15 protein-coding genes are annotated in these 13,848 nt (G+C 63.5%); 11 read left to right on the top strand and 4 right to left on the bottom strand.

Features of this window, described 5'->3' with window-relative positions:
• Positions 1 to 72: 72 nt before the first annotated feature.
• A complete protein-coding gene (locus tag VG99_RS08695; protein ID WP_044499399.1) occupies positions 73 to 1,098 on the bottom strand; it encodes an NADP-dependent oxidoreductase in 1,026 nt (341 codons plus the stop codon).
• A gap of 129 nt (positions 1,099 to 1,227) precedes the next feature.
• Complete coding sequence (locus VG99_RS08690) at positions 1,228 to 1,764, bottom strand: gamma carbonic anhydrase family protein (protein WP_044501539.1); 537 nt, start codon at positions 1,762 to 1,764, stop codon at positions 1,228 to 1,230.
• A 137-nt stretch (positions 1,765 to 1,901) separates the two neighbouring features.
• On the opposite strand from VG99_RS08690, the gene prlC reads away from it, so the two are divergent.
• Both prlC and VG99_RS08680 read left to right on the top strand, forming a co-directional pair.
• Positions 1,902 to 3,962, top strand: coding sequence for an oligopeptidase A (prlC, locus tag VG99_RS08685; protein WP_044499398.1), 2,061 nt, complete (start codon positions 1,902 to 1,904; stop codon positions 3,960 to 3,962).
• Positions 3,959 to 4,234, top strand: a complete 276-nt coding sequence (locus VG99_RS08680) for a YheV family putative zinc ribbon protein (protein ID WP_044499397.1) — start codon at positions 3,959 to 3,961, stop codon at positions 4,232 to 4,234. Before prlC ends, VG99_RS08680 begins: the two co-directional genes overlap by 4 nt.
• A 160-nt stretch (positions 4,235 to 4,394) precedes the next feature.
• On the opposite strand, the gene VG99_RS08675 is transcribed toward VG99_RS08680, so the two are convergent.
• Positions 4,395 to 5,039, bottom strand: coding sequence for a hypothetical protein (locus tag VG99_RS08675; RefSeq protein ID WP_044499396.1), 645 nt, complete (start codon positions 5,037 to 5,039; stop codon positions 4,395 to 4,397).
• A 333-nt stretch (positions 5,040 to 5,372) separates the two neighbouring features.
• On the opposite strand from VG99_RS08675, the gene coxB reads away from it, so the two are divergent.
• From coxB to VG99_RS08655, 4 genes are read left to right on the top strand one after another with little or no spacing between them, the layout of a single operon-like run.
• Entirely contained in the window at positions 5,373 to 6,497 is a 1,125-nt protein-coding gene (gene coxB, locus VG99_RS08670; protein WP_044499395.1) for a cytochrome c oxidase subunit II, read from the top strand.
• Between the two features lie 10 nt (positions 6,498 to 6,507).
• A complete protein-coding gene (ctaD, locus tag VG99_RS08665; protein WP_044499394.1) occupies positions 6,508 to 8,091 on the top strand; it encodes a cytochrome c oxidase subunit I in 1,584 nt (527 codons plus the stop codon).
• A 9-nt stretch (positions 8,092 to 8,100) separates the two neighbouring features.
• The gene (locus VG99_RS08660) at positions 8,101 to 8,670 is read left to right on the top strand and encodes a cytochrome c oxidase assembly protein (RefSeq protein ID WP_044499393.1); all 570 of its coding nucleotides are present in this window, start codon (positions 8,101 to 8,103) and stop codon (positions 8,668 to 8,670) included.
• A gap of 29 nt (positions 8,671 to 8,699) precedes the next feature.
• Complete coding sequence (locus VG99_RS08655) at positions 8,700 to 9,596, top strand: cytochrome c oxidase subunit 3 (protein ID WP_044499392.1); 897 nt, start codon at positions 8,700 to 8,702, stop codon at positions 9,594 to 9,596.
• Between the two features lie 15 nt (positions 9,597 to 9,611).
• Here the strand turns inward: VG99_RS08655 and VG99_RS08650 are convergent, their stop codons facing one another.
• The gene (locus tag VG99_RS08650; RefSeq protein WP_044499391.1) at positions 9,612 to 9,821 is read right to left on the bottom strand and encodes a DUF2909 domain-containing protein; all 210 of its coding nucleotides are present in this window, start codon (positions 9,819 to 9,821) and stop codon (positions 9,612 to 9,614) included.
• A 61-nt stretch (positions 9,822 to 9,882) separates the two neighbouring features.
• Here VG99_RS08650 and VG99_RS08645 point away from each other — a divergent pair, with 61 nt between their 5' ends.
• From VG99_RS08645 to VG99_RS08625, 5 genes are read left to right on the top strand one after another with little or no spacing between them, the layout of a single operon-like run.
• Complete coding sequence (locus tag VG99_RS08645; protein ID WP_082050016.1) at positions 9,883 to 10,641, top strand: SURF1 family protein; 759 nt, start codon at positions 9,883 to 9,885, stop codon at positions 10,639 to 10,641.
• A complete protein-coding gene (locus VG99_RS08640; RefSeq protein WP_044499390.1) occupies positions 10,628 to 11,227 on the top strand; it encodes a hypothetical protein in 600 nt (199 codons plus the stop codon). Before VG99_RS08645 ends, VG99_RS08640 begins: the two co-directional genes overlap by 14 nt.
• A 2-nt stretch (positions 11,228 to 11,229) precedes the next feature.
• Positions 11,230 to 12,261: a COX15/CtaA family protein gene (locus tag VG99_RS08635; RefSeq protein WP_044499389.1), complete on the top strand. Its 1,032-nt coding sequence runs from the start codon at positions 11,230 to 11,232 to the stop codon at positions 12,259 to 12,261.
• Positions 12,262 to 12,313: 52 nt separating this feature from the next.
• Positions 12,314 to 13,219: a heme o synthase gene (gene cyoE, locus VG99_RS08630; protein WP_044499388.1), complete on the top strand. Its 906-nt coding sequence runs from the start codon at positions 12,314 to 12,316 to the stop codon at positions 13,217 to 13,219.
• Complete coding sequence (locus VG99_RS08625; protein WP_052508749.1) at positions 13,210 to 13,842, top strand: SCO family protein; 633 nt, start codon at positions 13,210 to 13,212, stop codon at positions 13,840 to 13,842. The genes cyoE and VG99_RS08625 overlap by 10 nt, the downstream gene beginning before the upstream one ends.
• Positions 13,843 to 13,848: the final 6 nt, after the last annotated feature.

The raw sequence follows: 13,848 nt of genomic DNA, 5'->3' as shown, positions 1-13,848 counted from the left end.
GGCGAGTCCATGCCGACGCCACCCCAGATGCCTGGGGTGGCGCCTTGGGGGCCGACCTCGGCCCCCAGGGTCTCAGTCGGCGATATGCACCAGCTGTTTGCCGAAGTTCTTGCCCTTGAGCATGCCCTTGAACGCCTCCACGGCGTTCTCCAGCCCTTCGGCTACCGACTCGCGGTACTTGATGTTGCCGCTGGCGACCTGCTCGGCCAGCAAGGTGGTGATTTCCTGGTGGCGGTCCTGCCATTCGGTGACCAGGAAGAAACGGTGCTCCGGCTTGTTCTCGCCCATGGCGCCGAATACGTGGAAGGGCGTCTCGACCTTGCTGGCGTCCTCGGCGTTGTAGGCTGATACGTAGCCGCAGATCGGCACGCGCGAACCCTTGTTCAGCAGCTTGGCCACCGCCCGGGTTACCTCGCCACCGACGTTCTCGAAGTACACGTCGATGCCGTTGGGGCAGGCAGCGGCCAGGTCGCCTTCCAGATTGCCGGCCTTGTAGTCGACGCAGGCGTCGAAACCCAGCTCCTCGACCACGAAGCGGCATTTTTCCTCGCCGCCGGCAATACCGACCACCCGGCAACCGAGCTGCTTGGCGGTCTGGCCGACCACGGTACCCACCGGACCGGAGGCCGCCGAGACCACCACGGTTTCACCGGCCTGGGGTTTGCCTACATAGGTCAGGCCGCAATAGCCGGTACGACCTGGCATGCCGGCCACGCCCAGGTAGGCCTGAAGCGGTACGCCACGGGGGTCGATCTTGTAGATCATCGGGGCATCACCCGGGACCACGCAGTATTCCTGCCAGCCGGAGTAACAGGTGACCAGGTCACCTTCGTTGTAATTGGGCGATTTGGACTCGACCACCCGGCCCACGCTTTCGCCGACCATGACCTCGCCAATGCCGACCGGGTCCATGTAGCCCTTGCTGTCGTTCATCCGCGGCCGCATGTAGGGGTCCAGGGACAGCCACAGCGTCTTGATCAGCACTTCGCCGTCGCGCAGTTCCCGTACCGGCTCATCCTTCAGCACCAGATCGCCATCCTGGATTTCCCCCTGGGGGCGCCGCGCGAGCACTATTTTTCGATTTGTCAGGGCAGTCATACTCAAGGCCTCTCAGCTATGGGTGGTGGGGCACAGGTAGCCCCGATCTGCCCGAGCATAAACCAAGGGGCGCCCCGGGCGGGCCGTTATTCACGGGAATGATTGCCTGCCAGTACCGGCACCTTGCGCTTACGCCTGCTCCTGCAGGTACTGGTCCTTCAGCCGCACATAATTGGCTGCGGTGTAGCGGAAGAATTCGCGCTCGCGCTCGCTCAGCGGTCGTACCTCCTTGGCCGGGCTGCCCATGTAGAGAAAACCGCTGCGCAGGGTCTTGTTGGCCGGCACCAGGCTACCTGCTCCGAGAATCACTTCGTCCTCGATCACCGCGCCGTCCATGACGATACTGCCCATGCCTACCAGGATGCGGCTGCCCAGGGTGCAACCATGCAGCAGCACTTTGTGGCCGATGGTGACGTCGTCGCCGATGATCAGCGGGAAACCGTCCGGGTTGAACGGCCCGGCATGGGTGATGTGCAGCACGCTGCCGTCCTGCACGCTGGTGCGAGCACCGATGCGGATGCGGTGCATGTCGCCGCGAATCACCGTGGCCGGCCACACCGAGCAATCATCGCCCAGCTCAACGTCGCCCAATACCACCGCACTGCTGTCCACGTAGACGCGCTCGCCCAGCACCGGGCTCTTGCCTGCAAATCCGCGTATATTCATCGTCTGCCCCTTGAATTGACTGGCCGCAGCCATCATCTAGTTACCATTACAGCCGCTACACACCGGCTGCCAATGGCCCGCTGGTTTGATTACCATGGGGCCATTGTACGAACCCACGCTATTCAGGAAACCCCGCCATGTCCAATCCGCTGCTGCAATCCTACGATCTGCCCCCATTCAGTTCGATCCAGCCGAGCCACATCAAGCCGGCCATTGAACAGGTGCTCGCGGACAGTCGCGCCCAGTTGGCGGCCCTGCTGGACAACCCGCCGGCGCAGTGGAGCTGGAGCACCCTGGTCGAGCCCCTGGATGAGATGGGCGAACGGCTGTCCCGCGCCTGGTCACCGGTCAGTCACCTGAACGCCGTAATGAACAGCCCGGAGCTGCGCGACGCCTATAACGCCTGCTTGCCGCTGCTCAGCCAGTTCTCCACCGAGATGGGCCAGAACCAGAAACTCTATGACGCCTATCGCCAGCTGGCCGACAGCGCGAGTTTTGCCGAGCTGGAGCCGGCGCAGCAGACCATCATCGAGCATGCGCTGCGCGATTTCCGTCTGTCTGGCATTGCCCTGCCGCCCGAGCAGCAGCAGCGCTATGGTGAACTGCAGATGCGCCTGTCGGAGTTGCAGAGCCGGTTCTCCAACCAGCTGATGGATGCCACCCAGGCCTGGACCAAGCACATCACCGACGCCAGCCAGCTGGACGGCCTGCCCGAGTCGGCCCTGGCCCAGGCGCAGCAGGCAGCCACCGCCCGCGGGCTGGACGGCTGGTTGATTACCCTCGAATTCCCCAGCTACTACGCGGTCATGACCTACGCCAATGACCGCGCCCTGCGCGAAGAGGTCTACACCGCCTACTGCACCCGCGCCTCCGACCAGGGGCCAAACGCCGGTGAGCATGACAATGGCCCGCTGATCGCCGAGATCCTGCAACTGCGCCAGGAGCTGGCCAGCCTGCTGGGCTATGCCAATTATGCCGAGCTGTCGCTGGCGACCAAGATGGCCGACAGCACCGACCAGGTACTGGGCTTTCTCCGTGACCTGGGCCAGCGCAGCCGGCCCTTTGCCGAGGCCGACCTGCAGGCGCTGAAGGAATTCGCCGCCAGCCAGGGCTGCCACGACCTGCAAAGCTGGGATACCGGCTATTACGCCGAGCAGCTGCGTCAGCACCGCTATGCCATTTCCCAGGAGGAGCTGCGCCCCTGGTTCCCGGTGGACCGGGTGCTCCAGGGCATGTTCGGCGTGGTCGGCCGGCTCTACGGCATCGAGCTGCGGGAAGTCGCCGAGTTCGACCGCTGGCACGCGGACGCCCGCCTGTTCGAGGTGCTGGAGCATGGCGAAGTCATCGGCCGCTTTTTCCTCGACCTCTATGCCCGCAGCCACAAACGTGGCGGCGCCTGGATGGACGGTGCCCGTGACCGCCGCCGCCTGCCCAACGGCGAGCTGCAGCGCCCGATTGCCTACCTGGTGTGCAACTTCACGCCGCCCGTTCCCACGGCCAACGGCAAGGCGCAGCCGGCATTGCTGACCCATGACGAGGTGACCACCCTGTTCCACGAATTCGGCCACGGGCTGCACCACCTGCTGACCCGCGTCGACTACCCGGCCGCCTCCGGCATCAACGGTGTCGCCTGGGATGCGGTGGAGCTGCCCAGTCAGTTCATGGAAAACTGGTGCTGGGAGCCAGAAGGCCTGGCGCTGATCTCCGGCCACCACGAAACCGGCGAGCCGCTGCCGCAGGACCTGCTGGACAAGATGCTGGCCGCCCGCAACTTCCAGTCCGGGCTGGGTATGCTGCGCCAGATCGAGTTCTCGCTGTTCGATTTCGAGTTGCACGCCCAGGGTGAGCAGGGCCGCAGCGCCCGGCAGGTGCTGCAGGCGGTACGCGACGAGTTGTCGGTCATGCCGCCGCCGGCGTTCAACCGCTTCGAAAACGGCTTCGCCCATATCTTCGCGGGGGGATATGCTGCGGGCTACTACAGTTACAAGTGGGCCGAAGTCCTGTCAGCCGACGCCTTCTCCCGCTTCGAGGAGGAAGGCATCTTCAACGCCGACACCGGCAAGGCCTTCCGCGACAATATCCTGGCCCGGGGCGGCAGCCGCGAACCCATGGAGCTGTTCGTTGCCTTCCGCGGGCGCGAACCTTCGGTGGATGCGCTGCTGCGCCACAGCGGCCTGAGTGGAGAGCAAGCAGCATGAACAACCCATCGCAGCCGGTAAAACGCTTCATTGCCGGGGCGGTCTGCCCCGCCTGCAGCCAGATGGATACCATCCGCATGTTCCAGGTCGACGACGTTCCCCACCGGGAGTGTGTTGCCTGCGGCTACGCCGATACCCTGGATGCGCGCGGCAATTCCGTGCCCAGCGAATTGCCTACCCGCGTGACCATCCAGCCCTCGAGCAAACCGGCGCCTACCTCCCATGTGGCGCAGTTCTATCCCAATCCGAAGCTGAAGAAAAAGGACAGCTGAGCAAGGGCGGCGGCGACAGCCACCCGCCCATGGGGTAGGCAGCGCCACCCGGGCGGGCGGTCAGCCCAGGTAAGACGCAGCCGCGTACGCCACGGGCGATGGCATCACCGCCCGTACGACCAGCTACTGGTAAACAGAAAGTTGGTAGGAGATCTCAGGATCAGGGGTTGTTGCGCCAGGTGAACCCCAGCCCCAACTCCTCGGCCATGCTCGGCCAGCGGCGCCACATGTCCTGGCGCAGATCCTCATCGATACCAGCCTTGTAGGCGAGAAAGGCCGGGCTCTCGAAAACGTCCTCCGGCAACAGGCCCTTCACCGCTTCGTCTACTGCGGCGTCCAGCTCGTTGGCGTATTCCTCGCCGAGCAACTCATAGACGAGCACGTTCGCCTTGGTGTTGCTCATGGGAATCAATGACTCACCGCCATGGTTGACGTAGCGGTCGTTGACTTCCTCCACCAGACGGTGGGCCAGGTAGGCTTCATCCAGCAGTCCCAGCAAGCCCCGCTCCGATTCAGCCGCAGTTGAGGGTTGCAGGAAAAACTCCTCTGCCACCTTCAATACCGGAATCAGTTGGGGCCGCATCTTTGCATGGTTGGCTACCGACTGGGCGGCCTCCATGATATCGGGCACGCGCTCGATATAGGCCTGGATGAAATTGAACAGGGTGGTTGCCGCATCATCGCGCAGACGGATGGTCCGATGCAGTCGCGGCAGCTTGCGTTCAAGCCACTGATGCAAGGCTTCGGCACTGCCATCATCTTCACGGGCAGCGCGCACGCGTTCTCGTAGTTCGGAAATCTTCATTAATACTCCCGCTGAAGGCGAGCCGGGTGGCGCGCCAGCTAATGCTCAGGGTTCTGGACTGGATTCAAGCTAGCAGAGTGCCTTTATATCGTCAAAGTGACTCAGGTAAGAACGATAAAATTGACCAACCCCGCATCCGTTCAGGGTTGCCATCGGCTCAAACCTGCGTCCGACAGATCCGGCAATTGACCTCATTCGAGCTTGACAATTCAATGAGAATTCACAATCAAAGCCATTGCCTTGATCGCGATCAGGTCTATACTCGGTTTTATCTGGTTACACCTTCCAGGCGTTGCCAGGAGTGATAAAAACAATAAACAAGGGGAAACCGGGATGTTGCGACATGCACGCACCTGGCTGGGCAGCCTGTTCCTGATTGCATTCAGCGCCAGTGCCAGCGCCAATTGGGAAGTCAATATGACGCCGGGGGTGACGGAAGTCAGCCGCTCGGTATTCAACCTGCACATGACCATTTTCTGGATCTCGGTGGTCATCGGCACCATGGTCTTCGCCGTCATGTTCTGGTCGATGTTCATGCATCGCCGTTCCCGGGGCGCGGTACCCGCAAAATTCCATGAAAACCTCACCGTCGAGATTCTCTGGACGGTCATTCCCCTGTTGATCCTGGTCGGCATGGCCATTCCCGCCACCAAGACCCTGATCGACATCTACAACACCGAAGACGCCGATCTGGACATCATGATCACCGGCTACCAGTGGCGCTGGCAGTATAACTATCTGGGCGAAGATGTCAGCTTCATGAGCAACATGGCGACGCCGCGCGAGCAAATCGCCAACCAGGCCGCCAAGGATGAACACTATCTGCTGGAAGTCGATGAGCCGATGGTGGTGCCTACCGGCCAGAAAGTGCGCTTCCTGATTACCTCGGCCGACGTGATTCACTCCTGGTGGGTACCGGCGCTGGCAGTAAAGCGCGACGCCATTCCCGGTTTCATCAACGAGGCCTGGACCCGTATCGACGAGCCGGGTATCTACCGCGGGCAGTGCACCGAGCTGTGCGGCCGCGACCATGCCTTCATGCCGATCGTGGTGGACGCCCGCACGCCCGAGGATTTCGCCGTCTGGCTTGACGAGAAGAAGGCCGCCGCCGCCGCCGAAGCCGAGTTGACCAGCAAGGAATGGACCTTGGAAGAGCTGATGGAACGCGGCGAGCGCGTCTACACCAGCACCTGCGTGGCCTGTCACCAGGCCAACGGCGAAGGTCTGCCGCCGATGTTCCCGGGACTCAAGGGCAGCGACATGGTGCTCAACGACGTAGCCGCGCACATCGATGTGGTGGTCAACGGTGTGCCGGGTACCGCCATGGCCGCCTTTGGCAAGCAATTGTCTGAAGTGGATATCGCGGCGGTCGTGACCTACGAACGCAACGCCTGGGGTAACGACACCGGCGAGGTGGTCGCTCCCGTCGACATCCTCAACTTCAAGAATGGCCAATAGGAGACCTGTCATGAGTGCAGTGATCGACAATCATCACGCCGACCATGCCCACGGTCCGGCCAAGGGCCCGATGCGCTGGATACTGACCACCAACCACAAGGATATCGGCTCGATGTACCTGTGGTTCAGCTTCGCCATGTTCCTGCTCGGCGGCACGCTGGCAATGGTCATCCGCGCCGAGCTGTTCCAGCCCGGTCTGCAGCTGGTGCAGCCGGAGTTCTTCAACCAGATGACCACCATGCACGGCCTGATCATGGTGTTCGGTGCGGTGATGCCGGCCTTTGTCGGGCTGGCCAACTGGATGGTACCGCTGATGATCGGCGCGCCGGACATGGCGCTGCCGCGCATGAACAACTTCAGTTTCTGGCTGCTGCCGGCTGCCTTCGGGCTGCTGGTCTCGACCCTGTTCATGGAGGGCGGCGCGCCCAACTTCGGCTGGACCTTCTATGCGCCGCTGTCGACCACCTACGGGCCGGACAGCACCACCTTCTTCATCTTCGCCATCCACCTGGCGGGTATCAGTTCAATCATGGGCGCGATCAACATCATCGCTACCATCCTCAACCTGCGCGCCCCCGGCATGACCCTGATGAAGATGCCACTGTTCGTCTGGACCTGGCTGATCACCGCCTTCCTGCTGATCGCGGTAATGCCGGTACTGGCGGGTGTGGTGACCATGATGCTGATGGATATCCACTTCGGTACCAGTTTCTTCAATGCCGCCGGCGGAGGTGACCCGGTGCTGTTCCAGCATGTGTTCTGGTTCTTCGGCCACCCCGAGGTGTACATCATGATCCTGCCGGCCTTCGGCGCCGTGAGCATGATCATCCCCGCGTTCAGTCGCAAGCCGCTGTTCGGCTATACCTCCATGGTCTACGCCACCGGGGCGATCGCCTTCCTGTCGTTTTCGGTATGGGCGCATCACATGTTCACCGTTGGCATCCCGCTGACCGGCGAGCTGTTCTTCATGTACGCCACCATGCTGATCGCGGTGCCCACCGGGGTGAAGGTGTTCAACTGGGCGACCACCATGTTCCGCGGGTCGCTGACTTTCGAGGCGCCCATGCTGTTCGCGGTGGCCTTCGTCATCCTGTTCACCATCGGCGGCTTCTCCGGACTGATGCTGGCCATTGCGCCCGCCGACTTCCAGTACCACGACACCTACTTCGTGGTGGCGCACTTCCATTACGTGTTGGTGCCCGGCGCGATCTTCGGCATCTTCGCCTCGGCCTACTACTGGCTGCCGAAATGGACCGGCCACATGTACGACGAGGTGATGGCCAAGACGCACTTCTGGATGTCGTTCATCGGCATGAACCTGGCGTTCTTCCCGATGCACTTCGTCGGCCTGGCCGGGATGCCGCGGCGGATCCCCGACTACAACATGATGTTCGCCAACTTCAACATGGTCTCGTCCATCGGCGCCTTCATGTTCGGGGCGACTCAGCTATTGTTCCTGTACATCGTCATCAAGTGTGTCCGCGGCGGCAAGCCCGCCCCGGCCAAACCCTGGGACGGCGCCGAAGGGCTGGAGTGGACGGTGCCCTCACCAGCGCCCTACCACACCTTCAGCACCCCGCCGGAAGTGAAATAGGAGGTTGCCATGCGCACCGAAGGCCTGAGTACGGCAAGTCTGGTCAAGCGCCTGCTGTTACTGGTGGTAGGCATGTTCGCCTTCGGTTTCCTGCTGGTGCCCATCTATGACGTGATGTGCCAGGCCCTGGGGATCAATGGCAAGACCTCGGGCAGCGTTTGGGAAGGCCAGGGCCAGGCGGTGGATGAGCAGCGTGATGTGCGGGTGCAGTTCATCTCCAGCAACGCCGAGGGCATGCGCTGGTCGTTCGGCCCGCAGGAGGAGGAGATTGTCCTGCATCCGGGCGAGGCCCGCACGGTCAACTTTCTCGCCCATAATCCAACCGACCGCGTCATGGTGGCCCAGGCCATCCCCAGTGTCGCACCGGCCCGGGCTGCGGCCTATTTCCACAAGACCGAGTGTTTCTGCTTTACCCAGCAGGTGCTGCAGCCGGGTGAGAGCATCGAAATGCCGGTCCGCTTCGTTGTCGATCCAGCCTTGCCGAAGGATGTCCGCCGGCTGACGCTGGCCTACACCCTGTTTGATGTGACCGAACGCATGGCGGCCAGCCTTGATCTGGCTGCGGTGCACAGTAACTGATCCCGGCTGCCGAATAAGGAGAACAACAGATGGCCAGTCATGAAGAACATGAAGTCTATTACGTCCCCGACCAGAGCAAATGGCCCATCGTCGGCTCCATCGGCCTGCTGGTCTCCGTGTTCGGCGCCGGTACCCTGATGAACGGCCTGAGCAGCGGCTCGGGCAGCTCGCCGGGCAAATACATTCTCTATGCCGGCCTGCTGATCCTGGTGTGGATGTTCTTCGGCTGGTTCGGCAACGTCATCAAGGAAAGCCGCCAGGGCCTGTACAGCAGGCAGATGGACCGGTCGTTCCGCATGGGCATGACCTGGTTCATCTTTTCCGAGGTGATGTTCTTCGCCGCCTTCTTCGGCGCGCTGTTCTATGTGCGCGTGCTCACCGGCCCCTGGCTGGACGGCGTCGGCGAGAAGGGCTCGAGCAGCATGCTGTGGCCGGAATTCAATTTCTCCTGGCCACTGGTCAACAATCCGGACCCCAGTGCCTTCCCCGGGCCGCAGGAGACCATCAGCCCCTGGCAGCTACCGCTGATCAACACCCTGCTGCTGATCACCTCCAGTGTCACCCTGACCCTCGCCCACCATGCCCTGCGCGCCAACAAGCGCAAGGCGTTGAAGAACTGGCTGCTGCTGACCGTGGTGCTGGGGGTCATCTTCCTCGGCCTGCAGCTGGCGGAATATGTGCACGCTTACCAGGACCTGGGCCTGACCCTGAATTCGGGAATCTATGGCTCGACCTTCTTCATGCTCACCGGTTTCCACGGGTTTCACGTAACCATGGGGGCGATCATCCTGACGGTGATGCTGGTGCGAGTGCACAAGGGCCACTTCACCCCCGACAATCACTTCGGCTTCGAGGCCGCCAGCTGGTACTGGCACTTCGTTGACGTGGTCTGGGTGGCGCTGTTCATCTTCGTCTACGTGCTGTGAACCGCGGCGCGCCGCTCAATGCAACCAGGGCGCGCCCCACTGCAGTTCGCCGGACCAGAGTCCCCAGGCAATCAGCACCACCACCAGCACGGTCAGGCTGATGCGCAGGGTGAGTGCATTGAGCAGGCGCCCGCCGGACTCGGCATCCCGGAGAAACAGCGCGCCACTGAACAAACTGATGACAATGGCGACCAATAACAGCACGATGATGATCTTCAACCACATAAGCGATGGTCCATGTTCGAGAGAATGTTCCGCAGTATAGACCGCGCAGGAAAGCCGGCCCATGACCAGCAGCCAGGTTGAGCTGATGCCCCGTCACCGCCGCTTTGCACCCGGCTGGCCGTTATGGGTGTTCACCCTGGCGCTGCTGCCGATACTGGTCAGCCTGGGCTTCTGGCAGCTGGAGCGGGCCGCTGAAAAGCGTGAGCTGCAGGCGCGCATCGAGGCGCAGCGTGCCCAGCCGGCCGTCACCATCACTGACCTGGCTCCCACGGCGGACCCCAGCTGGCGCCCCCTGCTGCTGACCGGCCGGTTTGACCCCCGCTACACCTGGTTGCTGGACAACCGCACCCGTGATGGCCTGCCGGGTGTCGAAGTACTGCAAGTCTTCCACGACAGCACCAGCGACCAGCGGCTGCTGATCAATCGCGGCTGGCTGCCCTGGCGGGACCGGCGGCAGCCGCCCGCCGTCCCGACGCCGCAGGGCCAGCTGCAGCTGCAGGTGGAAGCACTGCCTACAACGGAACCGGGGTTCCGCCTGCATAGCGCACCCACGACCGGCTGGCCCAAGGTCGTCGGCCATATCGACCTGCCGGCCTTCGCGGGCCACACCGGCGCGCCCCTGCTGCCGTGGATGGCGCGGCTGCAACCCGGCAGTCCAGCCGCCCTGCGCCTGGACTGGCCGGGCCTGCCGATGACGGCCACCAAACACACCGGCTACGCGGTGCAGTGGTTCGCCCTGGCGATCGCGCTGCTGATATTGTTTGTCTGGGCCGGCCTGCGGCCCGAACCCCGGGGGAACATCAATGATGAGTACAGCTGAACGGACACCCGATACCCAGCGGCCCCGCGGCCAGCTCAAGCTGCTGGCCATCGTCGCGGTGGTGCTGGGCCCGATCCTGGTCGCCTGGCTGATGGCAACCACCCAGATCGGTATTCCCCAGGGCCAGACCAACCACTCCGCGCTGGTCGAACCCCAGCTGACGGTGGAGGATTGGCAGCTGGGCCTGGAGCAGGTCGGTTATGGCGCGCCCTGGCGCCTGCTGGTCACGGCGCCAGAGGGCTGTACCGAGGCCTGCCTGGCACTGGTGCATGAAGCCCGGCAGATCAATGTCGCCACCGGCCGCGAGGCCGACCGGGTGCAGCATGTGCTGGCCCTCGGGCAGCCGGCCGACGAACAGCTGAGCCGCCGCCTGGAACAGGATTACCCCAAGTTGCAGCGGGCCTCCCTGGCACCGACAGCGTACCGGGACAGCCTCGCCGCCCACCCCGAAGCCTGGCGGCAGGGGCCGCAACTCTGGGTCGTCGATCCCCTGGGTCGGGTTGTGCTGCACCGTGATCCGGCCAACCCCGGCAAGGCGTTGCTGGACGATCTGCGGCATCTGTTGAAAGTATCCAAGGTAGGCTGATCATGCGTAAACCGGGTTTTATCTTCACTGTCCTCGCCCTGCTGCTGGGGTTTGTTGTGGTCCTGCTGGGCGCCTATACCCGGCTGGTGCATGCCGGCCTGGGCTGCCCCGACTGGCCCGGCTGCTACGGCTTTCTCAGCGTGCCGCGCAGCGATGCGGCGCTGGAACTGGCGCAGATGCGCTTCCCGGACGATCCGGTGGAGGCCTTCAAGGCCTGGGCTGAGATGATCCATCGCTATGCCGCCGGGCTGCTCGGGCTGACCATTCTCGGCCTGGCGCTGTTTGCCCTGAAACAGCGCGGGCGCGACGGTTATCCCCTGAAACTGCCGCTGGGCCTGCTGGCGCTGGTCATCTGCCAGGCCCTGTTCGGCATGTGGACAGTGACCCTGAAACTCTGGCCGCAGGTAGTGACTGCGCACCTGCTTGGCGGCTTCGCCACCCTGAGCCTGCTCTTCCTGCTGGCCCTGCGCCTGTCCGGGCGCTTCCCGGCGGACGTCGGCCTGACCGCCCTGCGGCCCCTGGCCCGGGCGGTGCTGGTCATTGTCATAGCGCAGATCACCCTGGGCGGCTGGACCAGCAGCAATTATGCGGCGGTCGCCTGCATCGACCTGCCCACCTGCCATGGCGAATGGTGGCCGGAGATGGACTTTGCTGCCGGGTTCAACATCTTCCAGGAAATCGGTCCCAACTACCTGGGCGGCATGCTCTACGGCGAGGGCCGCACCGCCATCCATGTCACCCACCGGATCGGCGCTCTGATCACCCTGCTGGCCACCCTGCTGCTGGCCTGGCGGCTCTACCGCGCCGGGCTGACCGCCATGGCCCTCGGGCTGACCCTGGTGCTGTTCACCCAGGTCGGCCTGGGCATCACCAATGTGCTGGCGCACCTGCCGTTGGCCGTGGCCGTAGCCCATAACGCCGGCGGCGCGCTGCTGCTGCTGAGCCTGGTGCTGGTCAACTACCAGTTGCGCCCGGTGACTATCCGGGTGAACAGAAAGCACACCGGTGGTGTCGGAGAGTGGACACCGGCCTAATGGCCTACACTGGTTAACCATAACAACAGCGCCGAAGGCGCGGGGGATTACCATGACGACCATGACCAGAGCCGCACGGGCTGTTGCCGGCTGGCGCGATTACCTTGAGCTGACCAAGCCCAAGGTAGTGGCGCTGATGATTATTACCTCGGCCATCGGCATGCTGCTGTCCACCCCGGGGGCGGTGGCCTGGCAGGTACTCTTGCTGGGCAACCTGGGGATTGCCCTGTGCGCCGGTTCGGCGGCGGCGATCAACCATGTGGTGGACCGGCGTATCGACCTGCACATGGCGCGCACCCAGCGCCGGCCGCTGGCCCAGGGCCGGGTAAACCCGCTCCACGCCATGCTGTTCGCCCTGGTGCTGGGTGTGTCCGGTATGGCCATCCTGCTGCTGTGGATCAACGCGCTGACCGCCTGGCTGACCCTCGGCTCGCTGCTCGGCTACGCGGTGATCTACACCTCCTTCCTGAAGCGTGCCACGTCCCAGAATATCGTCATCGGTGGCCTGGCCGGCGCCGCGCCGCCCCTGCTCGGCTGGACCGCCGTCACCGGGCGCATTGATGCCGAGGCCCTGCTGCTGGTGCTGGTCATCTTCGCCTGGACGCCGCCGCACTTCTGGGCGCTGGCCATTCACCGCAAGGCCGAATATGCCAAGGTCGATATCCCCATGCTGCCGGTGACCCATGGCGAGCAATACACCAAGCTGCATATCCTGCTGTACACCTTCATGTTGTTCGCCGTCAGCCTGCTGCCCTATGTGATCCACATGAGCGGCATGCTCTATCTGGTAGTCGCCGTCGGGCTGGGCCTGCGCTTTATCGACTGGGCCTGGGCGCTGTATCGCGACAGCCGCCCCCACGCGGCAATCAAGACCTTCAAGTTTTCCCTGTGGTACCTGCTGTGGCTGTTCGTTGCCCTGCTGGTCGATCATTACGCAGGAGTAGCGGGATGGCTCTGAGTGGGGTGCAAAAAACCGTGCTGATCACCGTGGCGGTCATCGCCCTGGTAATCGGCGCGGTGGTCAACAAGGTGCTGCGTCCGGCGCCGCTGGACCGGGATCTGTTGTCGGAGAACGGCGTTTACCTGTTCGACGAGCCACGGCGGTTGCCCGCGGTATCGCTGCAGTCGGCCAGCGGCGGGGACTGGTCGACAACGGACCTGCAGGGCCAGTGGGACCTGCTGTTCTTCGGTTATACCTTCTGCCCGGACATCTGCCCGACCACCATGGCCGAGCTGCGCCAGGTGACTGCCGGCCTGCCGCAGGAGCAGGCCGATAACCTGCGGGTGACCATGATCAGTGTCGATCCGCAGCGCGACACGCCGCAGCAGATGCGCCAGTACCTGGAGTTCTTCAAGGCCGGCTTCCATGGCGCCACCGGCGAGCCGGAGCAACTGGGCAAGTTGGCCCAGGCGCTGTCAGTGGCCTATATCGAGCCCGATACCAGCACGGCGGATTACCTGGTCGACCATAGCGGTCAGGTGGTCATGGTCGACCCTGCCGGGCATTACGTGGGCTTTCTGCGCCCGCCGCTGAATCCGCAGCAGTTGAGCCAGTGGCTGCCGCGGATCATGGAGAACTGACGCCGC

Origin of the sequence: Pseudomonas saudimassiliensis, from assembly GCF_000939975.1 — a bacterium.
GTDB lineage: Bacteria > Pseudomonadota > Gammaproteobacteria > Pseudomonadales > Pseudomonadaceae > Halopseudomonas > Halopseudomonas saudimassiliensis.
The sequence above is the reverse complement of the archived record's forward strand: the minus strand, read 5'-3'. Positions and strand labels throughout refer to the sequence as shown.

Excerpts from the sequence above, each read along its gene's own strand:
- VG99_RS08640 (WP_044499390.1), top strand. The coding sequence starts at position 10,628 with ATGAGTACAGCTGAACGGACACCCGATACCCAGCGGCCCCGCGGCCAG.
- VG99_RS08675 (WP_044499396.1), bottom strand. The coding sequence starts at position 5,039 with ATGAAGATTTCCGAACTACGAGAACGCGTGCGCGCTGCCCGTGAAGAT.
- cyoE (WP_044499388.1), top strand. The coding sequence starts at position 12,314 with ATGACGACCATGACCAGAGCCGCACGGGCTGTTGCCGGCTGGCGCGAT.
- VG99_RS08645 (WP_082050016.1), top strand. The coding sequence starts at position 9,883 with ATGACCAGCAGCCAGGTTGAGCTGATGCCCCGTCACCGCCGCTTTGCA.
- VG99_RS08650 (WP_044499391.1), bottom strand. The coding sequence starts at position 9,821 with ATGTGGTTGAAGATCATCATCGTGCTGTTATTGGTCGCCATTGTCATC.
- coxB (WP_044499395.1), top strand. The coding sequence starts at position 5,373 with ATGTTGCGACATGCACGCACCTGGCTGGGCAGCCTGTTCCTGATTGCA.
- VG99_RS08660 (WP_044499393.1), top strand. The coding sequence starts at position 8,101 with ATGCGCACCGAAGGCCTGAGTACGGCAAGTCTGGTCAAGCGCCTGCTG.
- VG99_RS08635 (WP_044499389.1), top strand. The coding sequence starts at position 11,230 with ATGCGTAAACCGGGTTTTATCTTCACTGTCCTCGCCCTGCTGCTGGGG.
- VG99_RS08690 (WP_044501539.1), bottom strand. The coding sequence starts at position 1,764 with ATGAATATACGCGGATTTGCAGGCAAGAGCCCGGTGCTGGGCGAGCGC.
- prlC (WP_044499398.1), top strand. The coding sequence starts at position 1,902 with ATGTCCAATCCGCTGCTGCAATCCTACGATCTGCCCCCATTCAGTTCG.
- ctaD (WP_044499394.1), top strand. The coding sequence starts at position 6,508 with ATGAGTGCAGTGATCGACAATCATCACGCCGACCATGCCCACGGTCCG.
- VG99_RS08625 (WP_052508749.1), top strand. The coding sequence starts at position 13,210 with ATGGCTCTGAGTGGGGTGCAAAAAACCGTGCTGATCACCGTGGCGGTC.
- VG99_RS08695 (WP_044499399.1), bottom strand. The coding sequence starts at position 1,098 with ATGACTGCCCTGACAAATCGAAAAATAGTGCTCGCGCGGCGCCCCCAG.
- VG99_RS08655 (WP_044499392.1), top strand. The coding sequence starts at position 8,700 with ATGGCCAGTCATGAAGAACATGAAGTCTATTACGTCCCCGACCAGAGC.
- VG99_RS08680 (WP_044499397.1), top strand. The coding sequence starts at position 3,959 with ATGAACAACCCATCGCAGCCGGTAAAACGCTTCATTGCCGGGGCGGTC.